The organism is Herbiconiux dendrobii, from assembly GCF_052048175.1.
In the GTDB taxonomy this organism is placed as follows: Bacteria; Actinomycetota; Actinomycetes; order Actinomycetales; family Microbacteriaceae; genus Herbiconiux.
Window position 1 is genome coordinate 334,834 of sequence record NZ_JBLZQV010000001.1, and the last position, 22,330, is coordinate 357,163.

Below are 22,330 nucleotides of genomic sequence, written 5' to 3' on the forward strand. Positions count from 1 at the left end.
GTTGTGTGATGAACGTGGTCGGGTGCGCCCTGGCGAGTTACCCAAGTGGCCAAAGGGATCTGACTGTAAATCAGACTGCTTCGCATTCGGGGGTTCGAATCCCTCACTCGCCACACGATATATTTCTGCCACCCAGCCGGTGGCGCAGCCGTATAGCCACCCAGCCGGTGGCGCCCCCGCCCTCCGCCACCTACCGGTGGCTATCCCGACTCTCAGTGAGTGTTCCGGAGTGACACCGTGGCGGACGGGGCCGATCCGCTAGTTCGAACGACGGAGATGTGCATGTCTGAAACGCAGTCCGAATCGCTGGCCGGCGAGCTTCTCGAGGTCGCCCGGGCGATCGCGATCGAGGCGGGGGCGCTGATCGCACGGCGCCGCGCCGAAGGCGTCGAGGTGGCCCAGACCAAGTCGTCGGCCGTCGACGTGGTGACCTTCGCCGACCGCGAGTCGGAGGACTTCATCCGCGCCCGGCTCGCCGAGCTGCGGCCGGAGGACGGGTTCCTCGGCGAGGAGTCGGAGGGCAGCACCGGCACCTCGGGCATCACCTGGGTCGTCGACCCGATCGACGGCACCGTCAACTACCTCTACGACATCCCCGCCTACGCCGTGAGCATCGCGGCCGTGCGGGTTCCGGATGCCGCGCTCGCGCCCGATCCCGCCACCTGGACCGCGCTGGCCGGCGTGGTGATCAACCCCGTGCTCGGCGAGGTCTACTCCGCCCGCGCCGGCGGGGGAGCCTGGCTGGACAGCCGCGACGGCACCCGCCGGCTCGCCGTCAACACCGGGGTCGAGCTCGGCAAGGCGCTCGTCGGCACCGGCTTCGCCTACGACGCCGGGCTGCGCGTGAAGCAGGCCGACTTCATCCGCGGGCTGGTGGCCGAGGTGCGCGACATCCGCCGTGCCGGATCGGCCGCCCTCGACCTGTGCTCGGTCGCCGCCGGCCGGCTCGATGCCTACGCCGAGCGCGGGTTGAACCCGTGGGACTACGCCGCCGGGGCGCTGATCGCGCGCGAAGCGGGGGCGTTCGTGGGCGGATTCGAGGGAGCCGCCGAGGGCTCGGTGCTCACCTTCGCGGCCGATCCGGCGCTCGCCGAGGTGCTCGCACCGCTGGTGTTCGAACTGCACCGGAGCGCGGGCCTCCCGCTCTGATCCTGCGCGACACCCGGAGGGCGCGCGGGATTGTTGTGCGAGGTGGCATATCGGGGATGGCCTCGGTACCCTTGACCAATCCGCCATCTCGCTTACCCCGAGACGATCACCCGACGTTCTACCGGAGATACCCACACAATTGGCACGGACGACTTCACGCCCGGATGACGACTCATCCAAACGCGAGGCCGATGGTTCGACGACGCACCAGACCCCTACCGGTCTTGGCCCTTCCCTTCCGTCGCGACGCAGTCTGCGCGTGACGCCTCCGGCCTCCCCTGAGGCGGCTGCCGCGGCGGATCGCGACTCGGCCGGCGCTGCCGCCGCCGATGTCGCCCCGGTTCAGGAGGCGCCTGTGCGCCGCCGTGCGCGTCGAGCGGCCGCGCCTGCCCCGGCTCCGGATGCCGCCGCCACAGCCGGCTCCCCTGTCGAAGACGCGCCTTCCGCGGATGCCGTCGCCCCCGCTCGTCCCGTCGGACGCCGCGCACGCACGGCCGCGCCGATCGATGCCGAGTCGACGTCGACCCGGGCCCGCACGAAGGCTCCGGATGCCGCGACCGCACAGCCCGTGATCGCCGCGAACCACGTCACCGCCGTTCGCCCGCACGCCCCGAAAGCCGGCCGTCGCGCGGCCGACGCCTTCAGCGACACGATCGAGAAGCCGGCCGGCGGTCGCCGCGCCCGCATCGTGACGCCCACCTCGGCCCCCGCCGCCGACGAGGCCGTGCCGACCCCCGCCGCCGACGAGGCTGTGGCATTCCCCGCCGCCGACGAGGCCGTGCCGTCCGCCTCCGAAGGCACTGACGCGAACGCCGTCGTTCCGGCAGACGCGCCCGTGACCCTGACGGTCGCCGGCACCGAGATCTCCGCCGAGGTCGTGCCGGTGGAGCCGGCCGCCGTCGAACCGGCCGCCGTCGAACCCGCCGCGAGCACCGCGCCCGCCACCCGTGCGGTCTCGCGCCGCACGCTGCGCTCCGCGGCCGCGGTGTTCGACGCGGAGCCCGGTTCGGCCTCGAAGGCCACGCCGGTCGACGCCGAGGCGTCCGCCGCCGCATCCGGAACCGGCGCGTCCGCCGAGGCCGCGGGCGGCGCATCCGGAGCAGCGGGATCCGCCCCTCGCCCCTCCGGCCGGCGCGTGCGCCGCGGCGACATCGCCAAGGGCGCTTTCAGCATCGTGGCGATGATCTTCGCCACCGGGATCGCCGTCGCCACCACGATGCCCGCCTCGGCCTGGCACGCGGCCTCCGACACCCCGTCGTCGTCGGTCGTGCTCGCCTCGAGCGTGACGACCCCCGGCCAGGAGCTCACCACGAGCGCCGAGGCCGCCGTGTCGAGCGTCGCCCGCGACGGCTACGCCGTGCGCGACACCGTGGCCGAGCTGCGCGCGGCCGGCATGCGCGTGGCCGACACGTTCACGAACAACCCGACGGGTGCCATCCAGTGGCCGTTCCCGGTGGGGGTGCCGATCAGCGACTACTTCGGGCACCGCGAGTCGCCCGGCGGCATCGGCAGCACCGACCACAAGGGCGTCGACTTCACGCCCGGCCAGGGCACGACCATCCAGTCGATCGCCGACGGTGTCGTCAGCTTCGTGCAGATCTCCGACAACGGCGGTCTCGGCGTGCACGTGATCGTCGACCACGTGATCGACGGCCAGAAGGTGTCGAGCGTCTACGGCCACATGCTGGCCGGCTCGATCACGGTCACCGAGGGCCAGGTCGTCAAGGTGGCGCAGCCCGTCGGCCAGGTCGGCAACACCGGAACCTCCACGGGTGCCCACCTGCACCTCGAGATCCGCCTCGACGGCACCACCCCCGTCGACCCCTACGCCTGGCTCCAGACCCACGCGGTCTGACCCGCGCCCAGCACGCCCCTCATCCCCGGTAGCGACTTCCCGCCGCTCGTCGTGGCGACCCGTCGATTCCGGCCCTGAGACATGGATCTCAGGGCCGAAATCGACGGGTCGCGAGGAGGGGGATGGGGGTTAGGGGTTACGCGGAGGCGAGCCAGACTGTGGTGTCGGTGGGGAGTGCCGGCTCGGTGAGGGACTCCGAGCAGAGCAGCACGTCTTCGGTGCGGGTCTCCACCGGGAGCTCCACCGGGGCGGCGCCCAGGTTCGAGATGACGGTGACGCCGTTCGTGCGGAAGGCGATCACGTCGGGGCCGTAGCCGTCGAGCCACTCGACCGTGCCGGTGCCCGATCCGGTGCCGACGCCGAGCGCGAAGCGGGCCCGCAGCGACAGCGCGAGCTTGTAGAGCTCGAGGGTCGACCCGGCGACACCGGTCTGCTGGTCGCGGGCGAACCCGTCCCAGTCGCCCGGCTGGGGCAGCCAGCTGGCGGCGGACGGACCGAAGCCGTACGAGGGCACGCCGGCCTCCCACGGGATGGGCACGCGGCATCCGTCCCGCCCGTACTTCTCGCCGTTCGTGCGGAACCAGGTGGGATCCTGCCGCGACTCGGCCGGGAGGTCGATGACCTCGGGCAGCCCGAGCTCCTCACCCTGGTAGATGTAGGCGCTGCCGGGCAGGGCGAGCATCACGGCGGTCGCGGCGCGGGCGCGGCGGAGGCCGACGACCGGATCGGGCAGGCCGGGGGAGTCGGGCCCGATACCGGCACCCTGCAGGTTCTCGGCGGTGAGGGCGAGCCGCGAGGCGTGCCGCACCACGTCGTGGTTCGACAGCACCCAGGTGGAGGGGGCGCCGACCGTGCCGAAGGCGTGGATCGAGGTGTCGATCACGGCGCGCAGCTCCGGGGCCGACCAACCGGCCGAGAGGTAGGTGAAGTTGAAGGCCTGCTGCATCTCGTCGGGCCGTACCCAGCGGGCGAGCTTGGTGAGCGGCTCCACCCAGGCCTCGGCGCAGAGCACGCGGTCGCCCTCGTATTCGTCGAGCACGCGGTGCCAGCCGCGGTAGATCTCGTGCACGCCGTCCTGCGCCCAATAGGGCGGGGTGGGCGGGTCGAGGGTGGCGTCGGCGTCGATGCCGGGCTCCAGGCCCACCAGGGGGTCGGCCATCAGGGGGTCGGATGCGCCGCCGCCCATGCTCCCGGCGTCGGCGGGCGGCGTGTAGTCGGGCAGGCCCTCTTCTTTGATGAGGCCGTGCGCCACGTCCACGCGGAAGCCGTCGACGCCGCGATCGAGCCAGAACCGCAGGATGCCGTGGAACTGCTCGCGCACCCACGGGTTCTCCCAGTTGAGGTCGGGCTGGGACTTGTCGAAGATGTGCAGGTACCACTGGCCGGGCGTGCCGTCGGGGTTCGTGGTGCGCTCCCACATCGGGCCGCCGAACACGCTCTCCCAGTTGTTGGGCATCTCGTCGCCGTTCGGGCCCTTGCCGTCGCGGAACATGTAGCGGTCGCGCTCGGGGCTGCCCTCGGGGGCGGCGAGGGCCTCCTGGAACCACTTGTGGTCCCACGAGGTGTGGTTGGGAACCAGGTCGACGATGACCCGGATGTCGAGCGCATGCGCGCGGGCGAGCATCCGGTCGAAGTCGGCGAGGGTGCCGAACAGCGGATCGACGTCGCAGTAGTCGGCCACGTCGTAGCCGGCGTCGTGCTGGGGGCTCGTCATGAACGGCGAGAGCCAGATGGCGTCGACGCCGAGGTCGGACAGCGCGTCGAGGCGTGCGGTGATGCCGGGCAGGTCGCCGATGCCGTCGCCGTCGTGATCGGCGAAGGAGCGCGGGTAGATCTGGTAGATGACGGCGGAGCGCCACCATTCGCTGCCGGTGCCGATCAGGGTGCCGAGCGTCTGCACCTCGGGGACGTCGGGGTCGGGCGAGGTCTCGATAGTCATGACGAGAACTCTAACCGCAGGCCGTGGCCGCTGTGGAATCGTTTGCAGACGTTCGGGAGCAGGTCGGCAGCGGTTCGGGAGTGCCTGGACGACGGATGCGGCGAAACCAGCCCCCGCGGGATGCTATTCTCTACTGGTGCCAAAAGCCGCTCGCGGCTGTGCGCGCCCCCTTAGCTCATTGGTAGAGCACTTCCTTGGTAAGGAAGAGGTAGTGGGTCCGATTCCCACAGGGGGCTCCGGCTTCCGGCCGGCCCCGGCCCTCGCGGGCTGCGGCCGTTCTCTGGAGTCAAGGCGGGGTAGCTCAGGTGGTTAGAGCACACGGCTCATAATCGTGGTGTCGCGGGTTCAAGTCCCGCTCCCGCTACGAAAACCCCCAAGATCTCGCCATCTTGGGGGTTTTCGCTTATGGGTCGGACGACGTGAGCCCGCGCCGGTCCCGCGCGTCAGCGGGCCGTGTATCCGCCGTCGAGGGCGAGGTTCACGCCGGTGACCCAGCTCGCCTCGTCGGAGGCCAGGTAGAGCACCCCGTAGGCCACGTCGAGTGGGCGGCCGAGGCGGCGGATGGACTGGTTCGCCGTCATCATCTGCTCGTAGGCCGGGAGGCCGCCCGGGTACTCGGCGGCGATGCCCTCCACGAGCGGCGTCAGCACGGTCGACGGGTTCACCGAGTTCACCCGGATGTTGTAGCGACCGTAGCTCGCCGCATCCTGCCGCGTCTGCATCGTCACCGCCCCCTTGGCCACGTGGTACGGCGTGAACTCGTCGTTGCCGATGAGGCCGTAGATCGACGAGAAGTTCACGATCGATCCCCCGCCGCGTTCGATGAGGTGCGGCACGGCGTGCTTCGTGGCGAAGAACACGCCCTTGACGTCGACGGCGAAGAGAGCGTCCCATTCGGTCTCGGTCACCTCGTGTGTCGGCTTGTCGACGCCGATGATGCCGGCGCAGTTGACCAGGATGTCGAGGCCGCCGAACTCCGCGGCGGCCTCCGAGACGACGGAGGCGACGCTCGCCTCCGTCGACACGTCCATCTCCCAGAATCGCGCGGAACCGCCGTCCTGCGCGATCTGCTCCACCACGGTCGCGCCGAGCGAGGCGTTGAAGTCGGTGACGGCGACGGATGCGCCCTCCGCCGCGAACAGCTCCGCGGTGGCGCGCCCCATGCCCGAGGCCCCGCCGGTGATGAGGGCGACCTTGCCCTCGAGCCGCCCCGTCATGCGCGCGCCGGCTCGGGAGCGGAGGCGGCGTCGGTGGCGAGGAAGCTGCGGTAGCCGCTCTCCTCGACCTCCCGGCAGTGCTGCTGGTACACCTGCCCGCCGCCCATGTACACCTGGAACTCCTCCGGCTTGCCGGGCACGTTCTCGCCGAGGAACCAGGCCTTGGCTTTCTTGCCCTCGCTGTACATCACGGTCGACTTGCCGGTGCGCTCCGTCTCGGCGGCCCACCAGTCCTCCGACTCGGGAGTGGCCTCGAAGCGCTCGACACCGTTCTCCTCGGCCCACTTGAGCGCCCGCTGCAGCCACTGGGCGCCCAGCTGGATGGGCACCACGAGGTTGGAGTACGGCGTCTGCGGCCCGAGCGACATGAAGAAGTTCGGGAAGCCGTTGGCGTTGATGCCGAGGTTCGACTTGAGACCGTCCTCCAGCCACTTCTCGCGGAGGGTCCTGCCTCCACGGCCCCGGATGTCGATGTTGGTGAGCGTGCCGGTCATCGCGTCGAAGCCGGTGGCGAAGATGATGACGTCGAGCTCGTACTCGGTGTCGCCCACCATGATGCCCTTCTCGGTGATCTCCGTGATGGGCTCGGCCTCGGTGTCGACGAGGTGCACGTGCGGCAGGTTGAACGTGCTGTAGTAGCCGTGGCCGGTCGGCACCCGCTTGCCGTTGAACGAGTAGGTGGTGGGTGAGAGCAGCTCGGCCGTGGCGGGATCCTTCACGATCTCGCGGATCTTCGACCGGATGAACTCCGAGGCGAGCTCGGAGGCCTCGTGGTTGGTGGCGAGGTCGTTGAAGCACTCGTTGGCGAAGTGGAAACCGCCCTCGTTCCACTTCGACTCGAAGATCTCGCGCCGCCTCTCCGGGCTCACCTCGAGCGCCGAGAACTCCGCGGGCTCCATCGCCACACCGAACGGATGCGCCGCCGCCTTCGCGTAGATGGCGTCGTAGTTCTCGCGCACGTGCTGCATCTCCTCGGTGGAGACCGCGTCGTTGTTGGTCTCGACGATGAAGTTCGGTGTGCGCTGGAAGACGAAGAACTCGTCGACCTCGGGCGCGATCACGGGGACGATCTGGATGCCGGAGGCGCCCAGCCCGATCAGCCCCACCTTCTTGCCGGTGAGGTCGACGCCCGAGCGCGGCCAGTGCGCCGTGTGGTACTTCTCGCCCGTGAACGCGTCGATACCGGGGATGTCGGGGTAGATCGCCTGCGAGAGAACCCCCATGCCGCTGATGAGGTACTTGGTGGTGACCGAGGTCCCGTCGGCGAAGTTCACCGTCCAGAGATTGGCGTCCTCGTCGTAGACCGCGGAGTCGACCCGGGTGTTCAGCCGGATGTCCTTGCGCAGGTCGAGCCGGTCGGCCACGAAGTTGAGGTAGTCGAGCACCTCGGGTCCGGCCGGGTAGCGCTGCGTCCACGTCCATTCCTCGCGCACCTCCTTGGAGAAGGAGAACGAGTAGTAGCTGAACTCGCTGTCGGTGCGCACACCGGGATAGCGGTTCACCCACCAGGTGCCGCCGATGCCGTCTTCGCCGTCGACCACGATCGTGTCGAGACCGATCTCGCGGAGGTGGTGCAGCAGGGCCAGGCCGGAGAAGCCGGCACCGATGACCACGGCATCGTGGTCGCGGGGGGTGGATTCGGTCATTGTGGTGTCCTTTCGCGTGTGTTCGAGGTGTCAGTTCGTGTGTGCCGAGTACCAGGCCGCGATGTCGGCGACGGCCTGATCGGCTTCGGGGAGGTTTCCCGCCTGGAGTGGGTAGACGTGCTGCATGCCCTCGGTGGCGTGGAACGTCACCTCCACCCCCGCGGCGCGGGCGAGCGCATCCAGCCGCTGGGCGTCGTGGAAGAGCGACTCGTGGGCCGACGCCACGATGTAGAGCGGCGGGAAGCCGGTGAAGTCGGCGTAGAGCGGGTTCACGAGGGGATCGGTGGGCGAGGCGCCCCCGGAGAGGTAGCGGTCGATGTTGCCCTGGAGCCCCTCGCGGGCGATCAGGAAGTCGGTGTCGTCGTTCGTGGCGATGGTCTCGCCCGTGTTCTCCATGTCGAGCCACGGTGAGATGGTGACGACCTGGCCGGGCGTGGGCCGCCCGGTGTCGCGCAACCGGAGCGTGGTCGCGATCGCGATGCTGGCGCCGGCGCTGTCGCCCACGAAGGCGATGTCAGCGGGCGAGCGGCCGCCGGCGAGGAGCGCCTCGAACACGGCCGTCGCGTCGTCGAGCTGCGCGGGGTACGGATGCTCCGGAGCGAGCCGGAAGTCGGCGACGAACGCCGACACCCCGCAGGCCTTGGCGACGTGCCCCGCCATCTTGCGGTGGCTGGCCGCCGAGCCGAGGGCGAAGCCGCCCCCGTGCAGGAACAGCAGGATCTTCGATTCGTCGGCGCCGATCGGATGCACCGCGATGCCGGGCACGCCGCCGATCGCGGTCGTGGCGTAGGTCACGCCCTCCGGTTCGGTGGTGGCGCGCTGCCAGTCCTCGAAGACCCAGCGCAGCACCGGCAGCGACATCTCGGGGGCGGCCACGAACTCGACGGTCCACTGCGCGTAGATCTCGCCGAGAAGGTCGGTCGGCTTGTTCGTCGACATTGAACTCTCTCCTCATCGTCGGGGATGACACCAGGATGACCGCGCGGGAAGACCCCTCGAGCGCTTGTCGCAAAATGACGCACCCGCGTCTCAGGGTGACCCGGCGAAGCGCATCCGCCGGAACCCAGACTGCTAATCACGCAGCTCAACGAAGAGAAACGAGGAACTCCCCATGTTCACCAAGAAGGCATCGCTCCTGGCGATCGGCACGGTGGCGGTGTTCGCCCTGGCCGGTTGTTCCACGGGTTCGCTCTCCTCCTCCGGAGATGACGCCGGTTCGACGGCCGCAGCCACCGACTCCGCCGTCACCGTCGGCACCGTCGGGGTGCAGGGCGACATCCAGGACATCTCCAACTTCTGCGGCGACAAGGACATCACGGTCGCCCTCGCCGACGGGTTCGGCGGCAACTCCTGGCGCAAGATCACCCGCGCGATCTTCGAGGAGGAGGCCGCGAAGTGCCCGAACATCACGAAGGTGCTCTACACGGATGCGCAGGGAGACACCCAGAAGGCGATCAGCGACATCAACTCGCTCGTCGCCCAGGGCGTCGACGTGATCGTCACCTTCGTCGACGGCGGTGAGGCGCTGCTGCCCACCATCCAGAAGGCGACCGAGGCGGGCGTGAAGGTCGTCCCCTACGTGGGCTCGCCCGGCGGCACCCCCGGCGTCGACTACGTCGACTTCGTGTCGGAGGACATCAACACCTACGGCAAGAACCTCGCCGAATGGACCATCGGGAAGATGGGCGGCACAGGCAACCTCGTGATGCTCGGCGGCATCGCCGGCAACTCCTACTCGCAGGCGGTCTACGACGGCGTGCTCGAGGCCGTCGCCGAGAACCCCGGCATCACGCTCCTCAACGAGGACGGCCCGGTCGCCACCGACTGGGAGCCCGGCAAGACCCAGCAGGTGGTCGCCGGACTCATCACCAAGTACGGCGACATCAACGGCATCGTGGCCGACTACGGCGGAGGATCCGTGGGCGGCATCCGTGCCTTCGAGGCCGCCGGCAAGCCCCTGCCGGTCTGGTCGGCCAACGACTCCAACGAGTTCGCCTGCCTGTGGTACCAGTACAAGGACGCTCAGCCCACCTACCAGATCGCCACGGAGTCGTCGCGCAACTGGGTGGTGGCCGCCGCCCTGCACAAGGGTCTCGCCGCCGCGAACGGCCTGCCCAACGACGAGCCGTCGACCTACAACCTCGAGATCATCGAGGACTCGACCGATCCCGACCTGCAGCCCAAGTGCGAGTCGGACCTCCCGCCCGACGCCATCCTCTCGTCGGGGCTCAGCGTCGACTCGCTGAAGCAGCTGTTCCAGTGAACCGGCTCGACGGCAAGGTCGCGATCGTGACCGGAGCGGGGCGCGGCATCGGGCGGTCGATCGCCGAGGTGTTCGCCGAGGAGGGTGCCACGGTGATCGCCACCGGCCGTGCCGCCTCCCCGGTGCCCTTCCCCGACGGGGTCGAGTACCACCAGCTCGACGTCGCCGACGAGCAGGGCTGGGCGGACGTCGTCGCCGACGTCATCACCCGCCACGGTCACGTGGACGTGCTCGCGAACAACGCCGGCATCATCGCCTACGAGACCCTGCACGACCTGACGCTCGACGACTGGAACCACGTCGTGGCCGTCAATCAGACGGGCACCTGGCTCGGCATGCGCGAGGTCATCCCGCACATGATCGCGCAGGGCGGCGGCTCCATCATCAACATCTCGTCGATCTGGGGCTCGGTCGCCGTGGCCGGCGCCCACGCCTACCACGCCACCAAGGGCGCGGTGCGAAACATGTCCAAGAGCGCCGCCATCACCTACGCGAAAGAGAACGTGCGGGTGAACTCGGTGCACCCGGGGTTCATCGAGACGCCGCTGACGGATGCCCAGGCGCCCGAGATCAACGACTACGTGGTGTCGATGACCCCCATGGGCCGGGCGGGCACGCCCCGCGAGATCGCGAACGGCCTCGTGTTCCTCGCCTCCGACGAAGCGAGCTTCGTGACGGGGTCGGAGCTCGTGATCGACGGCGGCTACCTCGCCCAATGATGAGAAGAAAGCGAATCCGATGACGAACTCCGACATCTACGACGTCGCGCTCGCCACCCGGCCCGAACCGGCGGGGCCCACGGGCCCCGCCCGGTTCGGGCCGGCGGTGCTGAGGCTCGACGGCATCGTCAAAACCTTCCCGGGTGTGCGCGCGCTCACCGACGTCACCCTCGAGGTGCTGTCGGGCGAGGTGCACGCGCTCGTGGGCGAGAACGGCGCCGGCAAGTCGACGCTGATGGCCGTGGCATCCGGTGCCCTCGCTCCCGACGGGGGCACCGTCGAGATCGGCGGGCGCGTGCTCGCGAGCGCCTCACCCGAGGCGGCGCGCGAGCTCGGGCTCGGCATCGTCCGGCAGGATCCCGCACTACTGCCCGACCTCACCGTGGCCGAGAACATGGCCGTCGGCGTGGGCTACAAGCGCGTCGGCGGGCTCGGCCGTGCCGTCGCCTGGTCGCAGAAGCAGCTCGACCCCTGGCAGATGGGCATCGACGCCAAGACGCGCGTGGCCGATCTCTCCGTGGAGCAGCGCTTCATCGTCGAGATCGCCAAGGCGCTGGCGCTCGAGCCCCGCGTGCTGATCCTCGACGAGCCCACCGAGCACCTCTCGCTCGACGAGGTGCAGAAGCTGTTCGGCACGGTGCGCGCGCTCGCCGCGGGCGGCACGGCCATCGTGTACATCTCCCACCGCATCCCCGAGGTGAAGCAGATCGCCGATCGCATCACGGTGTTGCGGGACGGTCAGGTGCGCGGCACCTTCGAGGCCGCCGAGGTCGACGAGCAGCAGATCGTGGAGCGCGTCATCGGGCGCACGCTCGAGACCGTGTTCCCCGAGAAGGGCAGTGACGCGGGAACCGTCGGCACCGCCGACCGGCTCACCGTCCGCGCGCTCTCGGGCGATGAGTTCCACGACATCTCGTTCGCCGTGAAGAAGGGGGAGATCGTGGGGCTCGCGGGGGTGCAGGGCAACGGGCAGGCCGCGCTCATCCGCTCGCTCGCCGGGCTGGAGCCCACCTCGGGCACTATCGACGTCGCCGGCACGGCGGTGTCGAACGGCTCGAACTCCGCCGCGGCGGCCGCCGGCGTGGTCTACGTGCCCGCCGATCGGCACGGCGAGGGCGTCTTCCTCCCGCTCTCCGTCGGCGACAACATCGTGTCGAAGACGCTCTCGCCGGTGTCGACGGCGGGCATGGTGAGCGAGCGCCGCGTGCTCGAGGTGGCGGCGGAGCAGATCAAGCGGCTCGCCATCAAGACCCCTTCGGCGCGCACGCCGATCCAGTCGCTCTCGGGCGGCAACCAGCAGAAGGCGGTGCTCGCACGCACGCTGCTCTCCAAGCCCACGGTGCTGCTCGCGGAGGAACCCACTCAGGGGGTGGATGCGGGCGCGCGCGTCGACATCTACCGCATCCTGCGCGACGCCGCCGACTCGGGAGCCGCCGTCGTCATCCTCTCGTCCGACGGCGTCGAGCTCGAGGGTCTCTGCGACCGGGTGCTCATCATGTCGCGCGGCTCGGTGGTGCAGGAGCTCACCGGCGACGCGGTGACGGAGGCCGCCATCGCGCGCGCCGCCCTCACCTCCACGACGGTGCGCGAGCGAACGGATTCCGACAGGTCGGCGCGTGGCGTGACGCTGCGACGGTTCCTGCGCGGCGACCAGTCGCCGGCCGCCGTGCTCGGCGCGATCTTCCTGGTGCTCGGCATCGTCGTGGCCGCCACGAACCCCGCCTACCTCGGCGCCTTCAACATCAACAACCTGTTGTTCATGGCCGCGCCGCTGCTGTTCGTCGGCGCGGCCCAGCAGGTGGTGGTGCTCGGCTCGGGCTTCGACCTCTCGGTCGGCCCGCTCATGGGGCTGCTCGTGGTGCTGGCGTCGTACTGGATCGTCGACGGCGGCAACCTCTACATCGGTGTCGCGCTGATGGTGGCGGGCGCGATCGGCACCGGGGTGATCAACGGCTTCCTCGTGACGAGGTTCAGTATCAACCCGGTGGTCGTGACCCTGGCCATGTACATGGCGCTGCAGGGCATCTACCTCACATTGAGGTCGACACCCGGCGGCATCATCTTCGGCGACGTGGCCGATCAGATCCAGGCCAGGGTCGGCATCGTACCGATCGTCACCATCCTCGCGGTGGCCGTGCTGCTGTTCCTCGAGTTCGCGCTGCGGCGCACCCGCTGGGGCGTCGAGCTCCGCGGTGTCGGCTCCCGGATCGACGCGGCGGCGCGCCTCGGCATCAAGGTGGAGCGCACCCGGTTCTTCTCCTACGTGCTGTGCTCGTTCCTCGTGCTCCCGGCGGCCGTGATCATGATGGCGCAGATCGGCATCGGCGACGGTCGCCCCTCGCTCTCCTACACCCTGTCGTCGGTCACCGTGGTGGTGCTCGCGGGCGCCTCCATCTTCGGAGGCCGCGGGTCGTTCATCGGGATCCTCGCCGCGGCGTTCCTCGTGCAGCAGGTGCTCAACGTCTCGCCCTTCCTGGGCCTCTCGCAGGCGTGGTCGTACTGGCTGCCGGGCCTGATCACGCTCGCCGCCGCCGTGCTCTACGCACAGCTGCGCCGATCGCGGCGCCGGCGCCGCCCGCCCGCCCCGATCGCGTCACCGCCCACCTCCTCCTCGACCGCCGGTGCGGTCGCCACCCAGAATGGGAGCGCATCATGACCTCCACCCTCGACCGCAACCCGGCCCCGGCGCCGGCCGGTGCCCCCCGGCCGACGTCGTTCGGCCCGGCCGAATCGGCCTGGCGACGGATGCTCTCGGGCAGCTGGGTGGGCATCACCGTGGCGACGGTGCTGCTGTTCGCCCTGTCGCCCGTGATCGCCCCGGGCAGTCTCGGCACGGCGCCGCTGCTCAGCATGCTGCCCTTCGCCTCGGTGCTCGCCATCGTGGCCGCGGGGCAGACCCTCGTGGTGCAGCAGCGGGGGCTCGACCTCTCGGTGCCCGGCATGATCGCCCTCGCGGCCGTGCTCTCCACCGGATTGCCGCAGAACTACGGCTGGCCGCTCTGGGCGGCGGTGATCGCCGGCATCGTGGGCCCGGGGATCGTGGGGATCGTGAACGGCATCCTGGTGACCTGGTTCCGGGTGATGCCGCTCGTCGTGACCCTCGGGATGAACGCCGTGCTGCTCGGCACGGTGTTCTTCATCGCCGACGGCACACCATCCGGAGCGCCCGCCGAACTGAACGGCTTCGCACTGGACCGCACCCTCGGCATCCCGAACACGCTGCTCATCGCGATCGTGATCGTGGTGATCGCCGGCCTCGTGACGCAGCGCTCGATCATCGGCCGGCGCCTCACCGCCGTGGGCGTGAGCGAGCGGGCGGCGGCCGTGCTCGGCGTGCGGGTCACCACCTACCAGATGTTCGCCTACGCATTCGCCGGTCTCTGCTACGGCGCCGGCGGGGTGCTGCTGGCGGGCTACACGAAGACGCCCGCGCTGTTCCTCGGCGACTCGTACCTGCTCCCCTCGGTCGCGGCCGTGGTGCTCGGCGGCACCGCCCTCACGGGCGGCGTCGCGAGCGTGGTCTCCACCGGCATCGCCGCGCTCTTCCTCACCCAGCTCGGGCAGCTGCTGCGCTCGGTCGGCTGGCAGGACGCCCTGCAGCTGATCGCGCAGTCGGTGGTGCTCATCGCGGTGGTGCTGGTGCGCGAGCTGGTGCCGGTGCTGTTGCGTCGCAGGGCCGCGCGGAAGCCGGCTCCGGCGGCTCCCGGCTCCGGCCCCGCCCCGGCGCTCAGGCCGTGAGGCGGTAGGCCTTCATCTTGCGGTAGACCGTGGCGCGGGAGAGGCCGAGGATCTCCGCGGCCTTCGAGCGGTTGCCATCCGCTTCGGCGAGCGCCTTGCGGATGGCTTCCAGCTCGACACGCTCGATCATCGAGAGCACGCGCGTGCCCTGCATCGAACTCGGCAGATCGGCCGCCTGCACCACGCCCCGCTTGCCGCTCAACGTCAACTGCTCGATCAGCCCGCGCAACGCGGTGAGGTTGCCCGGCCACTGGTAGGCGGTGAGCACCTCGAGCGCGTCGGCCCGCAGTTCGAGCCCCGCTCCGGGCGCCAGCTGGTCGGCCAGCACCCGCCAGAGGGCGGCGAGGTCGGAACTGCGCTCGCGCAGCGGCGGCACCCAGATCATCGACATGCCGAGGCGAGCCGTGACCGTCTCGGCCTCGGTGCGGCCGTCGGCGGAGAGGGTGAGCAGAACGGGGCCGCGCCCCGATCCGCCTTCGAGCAGCGACTTCACGCCGTCGAGGCTGTGCGAGTCGAGCGTCTCGATGCCGCGGATGACCACGGGCGCCGAGGCCGCCAGGCGCTCGGCGAGACGTTGCAGCCACTTGCGGCTGCCGACGACGTGCCGCTCGGCCGCATCCGTCACGATCCGCTGCGTCATGACCGTGCCCGCGCGGAACGGCAGGCCGAGCGCCAGCGACGCCTTGCCCGAGCCCGTCTCGCCGGCGATGACCAGCGGTTTGCGCAGCTCGCGGTGGCGGGCGACCTGATGCGCGACCGTGAGCCATTCCGGAGATCGGCCCACGAGCTGCGGGCGCGCCGGGCCGATGCTGGTGGTGGTCGTGCGGTGCTCGCGCTCCAGCACGGCGATCGAGCCGGCGCCCTTCTCGAGGGAGGTGACGCGGAGCTCTGCGGTGCCCGTCGAGAGCTCGAGGGTGAACTGGCCCGTGCGCCCCTCGTCGACGCAGTGCTGCTGGATGAGGTTGATGTCGGCGACCGTGAGCCGGCCGGCCTTCTGGCTCTGCATCACGAGGCCCTGCGGACCGAAGGCCACCACGGGGCCCGCGTGCGAGCGCGACGCCTCGAGGAAGGAGTTGAACATCATCCGGGCCGCCGGGCGCTCGACGTCGAGCACCTGCTGCTCGAGCTGCATCGTGACCGAGTTGATGAGCGGCCGGAGCAACACGCTGCGGTCGGAGATCCTGCTCGACAGCGTGACCACCGCCAGCAGCTTCCCGGTGACCGGATGCCGCACCGGCGAACCGGTGCACACTGCGCCGCTGTAGAAGTCGGCGAAGTGCTCGACGCCCGAGATCTGCACGCTCTTGCCGGTGGCCGCCACCGTGCCGACACCGTTGGTGCCCACCACGTCTTCGGCCAGGATGGCGCCGCGCACGGTGCCGAGGCGGTCGAGGTGATCGAGCGCGCTGTGGTCGTGCGACCAGCGCTGCAGGATCCGGCCCTGCGAGTCGGCGAGCAACAGGCCCATACCGGTTCCGTCGAGATCGTCGGACACCCGGGTGAGGGGGGCCTGGAACATGTCCAGGAGGTGCACATCGAGCAGGTCGCTGTCGACGCGCGGGACGTCGCGGATGTTCGCGGGCACGCCGATGGCGGCACGCGAGCGCTGCCACGACTTGAGCAGCTCGGGGTTGAGTGTCTTCGTCGAGTCGTCCGCGGCGAGGAAGTCGTCTTTGACTTTCTGCACGCGATCCGGGTCGGAATGGAGAGGCACGATTAGCTCCTGGGGTCTGTCCGCGCCATCGACGACGCGGGTTGACTCGTCATCGAGAACACAGGACCGGTTGGGTGCGTGCACACCGGGTGAGCGGAACGTAACGTCATCATCACGGCTCCTCGGGTGAAGGTCAAGTAACGGTTAGATCGCGATCTCGACGGCGTCGGTCTCGGTGCGCTGAAGGCGCTTGTTGTATTCGACGACGGCCAGCTCGCCCGCCAGCTCGATGTGCTCCTCGCAGCGCCGGCGCGCGGTCGCGGGGTCGCGCACCACGGCCGCCTCGTGCACGATGAGCCGCAACTCCTCCATCGAGAGCGCCACGCGGTGCTCGTCGAGGAAGGCGTACCGGCGGAACAGGCCGATGCGCGTGTGCACCCCGCGCAGGTTGCTCGCCAGCACGGGGTTGCCCGCCCCGTCGAGCAGACGATCGTAGAACTCGGCCTTGCTCTGCTCGCGGCTCTCCACGGTTCCGTGCAGGTAGCTCGCCTCCATGCGCTCGAGCAGTGCCACGAGTCCGGACGCCTGCTCGTCGTCGGCGTTCCGGGCGAAGAGCTCGCCCGCGAGACCTTCGAGCACCCGCCGGACCTCGTAGAGCGATTGGATGTCGTGCTTCGAGAGCACGGTGACGATGGGGCCGCGACCGGGCAGCATCGTGATGAGACTCTCGCTCTCCAACTGCCGGAGCGCTTCCCGCACGACGGTGCGGGAGACTCCGTAGCTCTCGCAGAGCGAGTTCTCGAGCAGGCGTTCGCCGGGGGAGAGCACTCCGTCGAGGATGTCGTCGCGCAGATTCTGCACCACCTGCTGACGCAGCGGAGCGGCGTGGCGCTCGATCTTGGTGGGGGGCATCCGTCGCCCTTTCTCAATTTGACTCATCGTGTCCGGAGGAACTGCTACGCATCGTACCGTATTACGAGAATACTCGAAGGGATGGATTCAATGACGATTCTCGACAACACGACCAGCGAGGCGACCGGAGGCGGCACCGTGACGCTGCGGGGCCGCTCCATCCCGGTGGGGCTCTACATCGGCGGGCGGTGGCGGGGGGCGTCGACCACGTTCGACGTGCTGAACCCCGCCACCGGCGGAGTGATCGCGCAGCTGCCCGACGGCAGCGCCGCCGACGCGCTCGACGCACTCGACGCCGCGGCAGCCGCCCAGCACGAGTGGGGTCACGTGGCCCCGCGCGACCGCGCCGACCTCTTCCATCGCGCGCACCGCCTGCTGCTCGAGCGGGCCGACGCGATCGTCGAGACCATGACGTTGGAGAGCGGCAAGCCGCTCGCCGAGGCCCGCGGCGAGTTCGACCTCTCGACCGGGTTCTTCCTCTGGTACGCCGAGCAGGTCGCCCACCTCCACGGCACCTATGCCGACGGCTCGCGGGGCGGCTACCGGATCATCACCACGCACCAGCCGGTGGGCCCGTCGCTGCTCATCACGCCCTGGAACTTCCCGCTGCTGATGATCGCCCGCAAGGCCGGAGCGGCGCTCGGGGCGGGGTGCACCATCGTCGTGAAATCGGCGAAGGAGACCCCGCTCACCTGTGCGCTCTTCGTCGAGACGCTGCACGACGCCGGCTTCCCGCCCGGGGTCGTGAACCTCGTGCACACCACGCACTCGGCGGAGGTCTCGGCCGCCGTGATGGCCGACCGCCGCCTCCGCAAGGTGAGCTTCACCGGATCGACCGGTGTCGGCAGCACACTGCTGAAGCAGGCCGCTCCCGGGATCGTGAACGCGTCGATGGAACTCGGCGGCGACGGGCCCTTCGTGGTGCTCGACGACGCCGACGTCGAACTCGCGGCCCAGCAGGCGATCGTGTGCAAGTTCCGCAACGCCGGTCAGGCCTGCGTGGCGGCGAATCGCATCATCGTGCACTCCGCGGTGGCGGAGGAGTTCACCCGCCGCTTCGTCGAGCTCACCAAGCAGCTGCGGGTCGGCGACGGCTTCTCGGCCGGAGTGGACGTCGGCCCGATCATCTCGGCGGCGCAGCGCGACGGCGTCGCACGCCTGGTGGCCGAGCTCAAAGCGATCGACTCGGAGCTGCTCACCGGCGGTTCCGCCGTCGAGGGCGAGGGCTACTTCTTCGAACCGACGGTCTTCAAGATCAACGACCGCGACAACGAGATCTGCAACCAGGAGCTGTTCGCCCCGATCGCCACGATCTACACGGTCGACTCCACCCGGGAGGCGATCGAGGTGGCGAACGACACGAGCTACGGTCTCGCCGCCTACCTCTTCACCCGCGATCTCTCCCGCGCCATCGCCGTGAGCGAGCGCCTCGACTCGGGCATGGTGGGCATCAACCGCGGGATCATGGCCGACCCGGCCGCGTCGTTCGGCGGGGTCAAGTCGTCGGGTCTGGGACGCGAGGGCGGCCACCACGCCATCCACGAGTTCCTCGAACCCAAATACCTCGCCGTCACCGTCGATGAGAGCAAAGGACTGGACTGAATCATGAGCACCGCCTCCTTGGGAATCCTGCGCCAACCGAAGACCGTGCTGTTCGGCCCGGGCCAGCGCCACCAGATCCCGTTCCTGGTCAAGGCGATCGCCGAGCACCTGCTGGTGACCACCGACGCACGCATGGCCACGACCCCCGAGTTCACCGAGCTGATCGAGGCGATCCGGGCCGCCGGCGTCGACGTGTCGATCTACGCCGAGGCCGAGCCCGACCTCCCGCGCGAAGACGTGATGGCCGTGGTGGAGCGCTTCGGGCACACCCAGGTCGACGCCATCCTCGGCATCGGCGGAGGGTCGTGCATGGACCTCGCGAAGGTGTCGTCGATCGTGCTCGCCAACGGCGGCGACGTGCGCGACTACTACGGCGAGTTCCTCGTGCCGGGGCCGGGGGTTCCGGTCATCACCGTTCCGACCACCGGCGGCACCGGTGCCGAGGTCACCTGCATCTCCGTGGTCTTCGACCGGGAGAAGGGCATGAAGATCGGTGTGGCGAGCCCCTTCCTCGAGGCGCACACCGCGGTCATCGACCCCGAGCTCACCCTGAGCTGCCCTCCCGGGCTCACCGCGGCCACCGGGGCGGATGCTCTCTCCCATCTCGTCGAGGCCTTCACCGACCGCGTGAAGACGCCGACGCCGGAGGAGATCGACTCCAAGCTCTACATCGGCAAGAACCCGCTGACGGACGTCTTCTGCCGCACGGGCCTTACGCTGCTGAACCACTCGCTGGAGGCGGTCGCCGCCGACCCGTCCGACCTCGACGCGCGCTCCGACACGATGTTCGCGTCGTACACGGCGGGGATGTCGATCAACACAGCCGGCACCGCGGGGGCGCACGCCATCCAGGGCGCGATCGGCAACCTCACCCACACGCCGCACGGCTTCGGGATCAGTGCGCTGCTGCCCTACGTGATGCGGTTCAACCTGCCCGAGCGGGTGGCGGAGTTCGCCGAGATCGGGCGCATCCTCGGCGTGGCCGACCCGGCAGCGAGCGAGCTCGACCAGGCCCACGCGGGCATCCTGCGCGTGGAGGAGCTGCTCGCAGCTCTCGGGGCGCCGCTCGATCTGAAGACCCTCGGCCTGTCGCCCGACGACTTCGGCTTCGTGGCCGACCAGGCGATGCTGGCCACCCGCCTCACGGCGAACAACCCGCGCACGCTGACCCGGGAGCTCGTGGTGGCGATCCTGGAGCGCGGGTACGCGAACGATCGCAGCTGGTGGGAGGTGTGAGCGGGCATCCGGCCGTCTTGGAGCCGGGGAGCCGGCCGGCGGCGATCACCGGAGCGGGGTCGATCGGGGTCGCTTTCGCGGTGCTGTTCGCGAGTGCCGGGCGCTCGGTGCGGGTGTGGGACGCCTTTCCGGAGGCGTTCGACCGCGCGCGCGGCGAGCTGGCGGCGCGGCTCGGGATGCTGGCCGAGTTCGGGCTGCTCGCGGACCCCGTCGACGTGGTGACGTCCCGAGTGGTCTTCGAGGCCGATCTGGCGGATGCGGTGGCGGGCACGATCCTGGTGCAGGAGTGCGCCCCGGAGAGGGTGGAGCTGAAGCGCGAGCTGTTCCAGACCGTGCTCGAAGCCGTGCCCGGCGACGCCGTGCTGGCCAGTTCGAGCTCGGCTATCGTGCCGAGTGCGATCGCTGCGGGCGACGAGAGGCTGGCTCGCCGGCTGCTCGTCGCGCACCCGGGCAATCCGCCGTACCTGCTCCCGGTGATCGAGCTCGTGCCGTCGCCCGCCACCGACCCCGCCGTGCTCGAGCGCGCCACCGAGTTCTACCGGGCGGTCGGTCTCAAGCCGGTCCACGTGCGCCGCGAGATCGAGGGCTTCCTCTTCAACCGTCTGCAGGGGGCGGTGCTGCGGGAGGCGTACGCACTGGTGCGCGACGGCGTCGCCACCGTGGACGACATCGACGAGGTGGTGCGCAGCGGGCTCGGCCGTCGCTGGAGTTTCATCGGACCGTTCGAGACCGTCGACCTCAACACCCGCGGAGGGATCGAGTCCCACGCCTCGAAGATGGGCCCGGCGTACGAGCGCATGGGTGCGGAACGGGGTCAGAGCGATCCGTGGACCGCAGAGCTCGTGGCGGCCGTGGCCGCTCAACGGCGGGCCGCGCTGCCGCTGGACGACTGGGACGAGCGTGTGCGGTGGCGGGACGAGCAGCTCATGCGGCTGAAGCCGGTCTGGGACGGCGTCGATGGGCGAGGTCTCCCGGCCTAGACACGAGCAGGCCTCCCCGGGGCGCGTGCCCTGCACGTGCGGGGGATCTCTCAGCTTCGACCGCGGGCCGGGCCGGGCTCACCGTCGCAGAACGCTGGGAGCAGGGCATGGCCGTGCGCCGCGCGGTGCTCTCCGACGCCCACGTCGACCGGGCCCAGGCGCGGTCAGGCGCGGCCCTTGAGGATGAGGTTCCAGTACACCCAGGGCAGCACGTAGCGATCGGCGACGAACGTGAGCCGGCGCTCCTTGGCCAGACCCTTCCAGAACGGGATCGTGGGCTTCGGGCGGTAGCGGTCGTCGAACTCGGCGAAGACGACCGTGGAGCGCGACACGACGAACGGGCAGACCGAGTAGCCGTTGTACTCCTGGGGGAGCGATTTGTTCTTCATCGCGGCGACGAGGTTCTTCGCGAGCACCGTGGTCTGCTGCCGGAGCGCCCCGCCCGACTTGGAGTTGAAGGTGGCCGCGGCGTCTCCGAGCGCCCAGACATCCGGAAACCGGTGGTGCCGGAGCGTCAGCGAGTCGACGTCGACGAAGCCGTCCGTGGTGCCCTCCACGGTGAGCGGCGTCGCGGCGAGCCAGCTGGGTGCGGACTGCGGCGGTACCGCGTGCAGCACGTCGTAGGCGAGCGTCTCCCGGGCATCCGGATCCGCATCCGGGCCGGCGCCCGCGATCGTGACCGTCTTCTGCTCGGCGTCCACGGCCGTCAGCTCCCGGCTGTAGCGCACGTCGATGCCGTACTCGGCGGCCTTCCGCTCGAGCTCGGCGTCGATGAGCGGCATCCCGAACAGGGTCGGCGTGGGAACGACTAGCACCACGTCGATGTCGTCCAGCACCCCGGTCGCCCGCCAGTAGTCGCAGGCGAGGTACATCGGCTTCTGCGCCGCTCCCGCGCAGGTCGCCGGGCCCGAGGGCTGGGTGAACACCACGGTGCCGCTCCGGGTCTCCCGCAGCACCTGCGACGCCTTCTGCGCGTAGTCGTACTCGTAGTTGGAGATCCCGGACGGCGAGGCCATCGCCTGCACCAGGCCGGGCACCGCGTCCCAGTTCTTCTGGATGCCCGGGCAGACGATCAGCTGGCCGTAGCTCACGAGCCCGCCCGAGCTGAGCTCGACGGTCTTCGCGACCGGGTCGATGCCGCGCACCCGCGCCTTGATCCAGCTCACGCCCTTGGGCATGACGGAGGCCTGCGGACGGGTGGCCTTCGACGCGGGTGCGGTGCCTCCCGCGACGTGGGAGAACATCGGCTGGTAGAGGTGGTGCTCCCGCGGCTCGATCACGGCCACGTCGGTGATGCCGTAGCGCCGCAGCCGTCCCGCCACGGAGAGGCCGGCGTTCCCACCCCCGATGACGACCACATCGTGATGCACGGGCGCGGTCGATGAGGACGTCATCATTTCACCGTACTCGCGCCGGCCTC

16 protein-coding genes and 3 tRNA genes are annotated in these 22,330 nt (G+C 70.0%); 12 read left to right on the forward strand and 7 right to left on the reverse strand.

Annotated elements, in window-relative coordinates:
• Nucleotides 1–31: 31 nt before the first annotated feature.
• The 3 genes from ACN4JJ_RS01555 to ACN4JJ_RS01565 all read left to right on the forward strand — a co-directional run bounded on the left by ACN4JJ_RS01555 (nt 32) and on the right by ACN4JJ_RS01565 (nt 3,004).
• Nucleotides 32–113, forward strand: a tRNA-Tyr gene (locus ACN4JJ_RS01555).
• Between the two features lie 169 nt (nt 114–282).
• Nucleotides 283–1,149, forward strand: coding sequence for an inositol monophosphatase family protein (locus ACN4JJ_RS01560; protein ID WP_440708148.1), 867 nt, complete (start codon nt 283–285; stop codon nt 1,147–1,149).
• A gap of 259 nt (nt 1,150–1,408) precedes the next feature.
• Nucleotides 1,409–3,004, forward strand: coding sequence for a M23 family metallopeptidase (locus tag ACN4JJ_RS01565; RefSeq protein WP_440708149.1), 1,596 nt, complete (start codon nt 1,409–1,411; stop codon nt 3,002–3,004).
• A 136-nt stretch (nt 3,005–3,140) separates the two neighbouring features.
• Here ACN4JJ_RS01565 and ACN4JJ_RS01570 read toward each other — a convergent pair whose 3' ends face one another.
• Nucleotides 3,141–4,943 (reverse strand): glycoside hydrolase family 13 protein, encoded by a 1,803-nt coding sequence (locus ACN4JJ_RS01570; protein WP_440708150.1) that lies wholly within the window; start codon nt 4,941–4,943, stop codon nt 3,141–3,143.
• Nucleotides 4,944–5,107: 164 nt separating this feature from the next.
• On the opposite strand from ACN4JJ_RS01570, the gene ACN4JJ_RS01575 reads away from it, so the two are divergent.
• Nucleotides 5,108–5,179: transfer RNA gene (locus ACN4JJ_RS01575), tRNA-Thr, on the forward strand.
• Nucleotides 5,180–5,233: 54 nt separating this feature from the next.
• Nucleotides 5,234–5,307: transfer RNA gene (locus tag ACN4JJ_RS01580), tRNA-Met, on the forward strand.
• 79 nt (nt 5,308–5,386) lie between these two features.
• On the opposite strand, the gene ACN4JJ_RS01585 is transcribed toward ACN4JJ_RS01580, so the two are convergent.
• From ACN4JJ_RS01585 to ACN4JJ_RS01595, 3 genes are read right to left on the reverse strand one after another with little or no spacing between them, the layout of a single operon-like run.
• Entirely contained in the window at nt 5,387–6,160 is a 774-nt protein-coding gene (locus ACN4JJ_RS01585) for an SDR family NAD(P)-dependent oxidoreductase (RefSeq protein ID WP_440708151.1), read from the reverse strand.
• Entirely contained in the window at nt 6,157–7,806 is a 1,650-nt protein-coding gene (locus ACN4JJ_RS01590; RefSeq protein ID WP_440708152.1) for a flavin-containing monooxygenase, read from the reverse strand. Before ACN4JJ_RS01590 ends, ACN4JJ_RS01585 begins: the two co-directional genes overlap by 4 nt.
• Nucleotides 7,807–7,836: 30 nt before the next feature.
• Nucleotides 7,837–8,745: an alpha/beta hydrolase gene (locus ACN4JJ_RS01595; protein WP_440708153.1), complete on the reverse strand. Its 909-nt coding sequence runs from the start codon at nt 8,743–8,745 to the stop codon at nt 7,837–7,839.
• A gap of 172 nt (nt 8,746–8,917) precedes the next feature.
• Between ACN4JJ_RS01595 and ACN4JJ_RS01600 the strand changes: the two genes are divergently transcribed.
• Genes ACN4JJ_RS01600 through ACN4JJ_RS01615 form a run of 4 tightly spaced genes read left to right on the forward strand, consistent with a single transcriptional unit; the run spans nt 8,918 to nt 14,526 of the window.
• Nucleotides 8,918–10,069, forward strand: coding sequence for a substrate-binding domain-containing protein (locus ACN4JJ_RS01600; protein WP_440708154.1), 1,152 nt, complete (start codon nt 8,918–8,920; stop codon nt 10,067–10,069).
• Nucleotides 10,066–10,788: an SDR family NAD(P)-dependent oxidoreductase gene (locus ACN4JJ_RS01605; RefSeq protein WP_440708155.1), complete on the forward strand. Its 723-nt coding sequence runs from the start codon at nt 10,066–10,068 to the stop codon at nt 10,786–10,788. Before ACN4JJ_RS01600 ends, ACN4JJ_RS01605 begins: the two co-directional genes overlap by 4 nt.
• A gap of 19 nt (nt 10,789–10,807) precedes the next feature.
• Nucleotides 10,808–13,444 (forward strand): ATP-binding cassette domain-containing protein, encoded by a 2,637-nt coding sequence (locus ACN4JJ_RS01610; RefSeq protein WP_440708156.1) that lies wholly within the window; start codon nt 10,808–10,810, stop codon nt 13,442–13,444.
• Complete coding sequence (locus ACN4JJ_RS01615; RefSeq protein WP_440708157.1) at nt 13,441–14,526, forward strand: ABC transporter permease; 1,086 nt, start codon at nt 13,441–13,443, stop codon at nt 14,524–14,526. Before ACN4JJ_RS01610 ends, ACN4JJ_RS01615 begins: the two co-directional genes overlap by 4 nt.
• Here ACN4JJ_RS01615 and ACN4JJ_RS01620 read toward each other — a convergent pair.
• Both ACN4JJ_RS01620 and ACN4JJ_RS01625 read right to left on the reverse strand, forming a co-directional pair.
• On the reverse strand, nt 14,516–16,240 hold the full coding sequence (locus tag ACN4JJ_RS01620; RefSeq protein ID WP_440708158.1) for a sigma-54-dependent Fis family transcriptional regulator: 1,725 nt from the start codon (nt 16,238–16,240) through the stop codon (nt 14,516–14,518). The two genes, ACN4JJ_RS01615 and ACN4JJ_RS01620, sit on opposite strands and share 11 nt — an antisense overlap.
• 144 nt (nt 16,241–16,384) lie before the next feature.
• Complete coding sequence (locus ACN4JJ_RS01625) at nt 16,385–17,092, reverse strand: GntR family transcriptional regulator (protein WP_440708159.1); 708 nt, start codon at nt 17,090–17,092, stop codon at nt 16,385–16,387.
• A 90-nt stretch (nt 17,093–17,182) separates the two neighbouring features.
• Between ACN4JJ_RS01625 and ACN4JJ_RS01630 the strand changes: the two genes are divergently transcribed.
• The 3 genes from ACN4JJ_RS01630 to ACN4JJ_RS01640 are packed head-to-tail and all read left to right on the forward strand — an operon-like array spanning nt 17,183 to nt 20,910.
• The gene (locus ACN4JJ_RS01630; RefSeq protein WP_440708160.1) at nt 17,183–18,694 is read left to right on the forward strand and encodes an NAD-dependent succinate-semialdehyde dehydrogenase; all 1,512 of its coding nucleotides are present in this window, start codon (nt 17,183–17,185) and stop codon (nt 18,692–18,694) included.
• A 3-nt stretch (nt 18,695–18,697) separates the two neighbouring features.
• Nucleotides 18,698–19,930 carry an iron-containing alcohol dehydrogenase gene (locus tag ACN4JJ_RS01635; RefSeq protein WP_440708161.1) on the forward strand — a complete coding sequence of 411 codons (1,233 nt, stop codon included), beginning with the start codon at nt 18,698–18,700 and terminating at the stop codon, nt 19,928–19,930.
• The gene (locus tag ACN4JJ_RS01640; RefSeq protein WP_440708162.1) at nt 19,918–20,910 is read left to right on the forward strand and encodes a 3-hydroxyacyl-CoA dehydrogenase; all 993 of its coding nucleotides are present in this window, start codon (nt 19,918–19,920) and stop codon (nt 20,908–20,910) included. Before ACN4JJ_RS01635 ends, ACN4JJ_RS01640 begins: the two co-directional genes overlap by 13 nt.
• Before the next feature lie 164 nt (nt 20,911–21,074).
• Here ACN4JJ_RS01640 and ACN4JJ_RS01645 read toward each other — a convergent pair whose 3' ends face one another.
• On the reverse strand, nt 21,075–22,304 hold the full coding sequence (locus ACN4JJ_RS01645) for an NAD(P)/FAD-dependent oxidoreductase (protein WP_440708163.1): 1,230 nt from the start codon (nt 22,302–22,304) through the stop codon (nt 21,075–21,077).
• Nucleotides 22,305–22,330 lie beyond the last annotated feature (26 nt).

Bases quoted from the DNA above. Each gene is read 5' to 3' on its own strand.
- ACN4JJ_RS01560 (WP_440708148.1), top strand. From the start codon at position 283: ATGTCTGAAACGCAGTCCGAATCGCTGGCCGGCGAGCTTCTCGAGGTC.
- ACN4JJ_RS01570 (WP_440708150.1), bottom strand. From the start codon at position 4,943: ATGACTATCGAGACCTCGCCCGACCCCGACGTCCCCGAGGTGCAGACG.
- ACN4JJ_RS01585 (WP_440708151.1), bottom strand. From the start codon at position 6,160: ATGACGGGGCGGCTCGAGGGCAAGGTCGCCCTCATCACCGGCGGGGCC.
- ACN4JJ_RS01590 (WP_440708152.1), bottom strand. From the start codon at position 7,806: ATGACCGAATCCACCCCCCGCGACCACGATGCCGTGGTCATCGGTGCC.
- ACN4JJ_RS01595 (WP_440708153.1), bottom strand. From the start codon at position 8,745: ATGTCGACGAACAAGCCGACCGACCTTCTCGGCGAGATCTACGCGCAG.
- ACN4JJ_RS01600 (WP_440708154.1), top strand. From the start codon at position 8,918: ATGTTCACCAAGAAGGCATCGCTCCTGGCGATCGGCACGGTGGCGGTG.
- ACN4JJ_RS01610 (WP_440708156.1), top strand. From the start codon at position 10,808: ATGACGAACTCCGACATCTACGACGTCGCGCTCGCCACCCGGCCCGAA.
- ACN4JJ_RS01615 (WP_440708157.1), top strand. From the start codon at position 13,441: ATGACCTCCACCCTCGACCGCAACCCGGCCCCGGCGCCGGCCGGTGCC.
- ACN4JJ_RS01625 (WP_440708159.1), bottom strand. From the start codon at position 17,092: ATGCCCCCCACCAAGATCGAGCGCCACGCCGCTCCGCTGCGTCAGCAG.
- ACN4JJ_RS01630 (WP_440708160.1), top strand. From the start codon at position 17,183: ATGACGATTCTCGACAACACGACCAGCGAGGCGACCGGAGGCGGCACC.
- ACN4JJ_RS01635 (WP_440708161.1), top strand. From the start codon at position 18,698: ATGAGCACCGCCTCCTTGGGAATCCTGCGCCAACCGAAGACCGTGCTG.
- ACN4JJ_RS01645 (WP_440708163.1), bottom strand. From the start codon at position 22,304: ATGACGTCCTCATCGACCGCGCCCGTGCATCACGATGTGGTCGTCATC.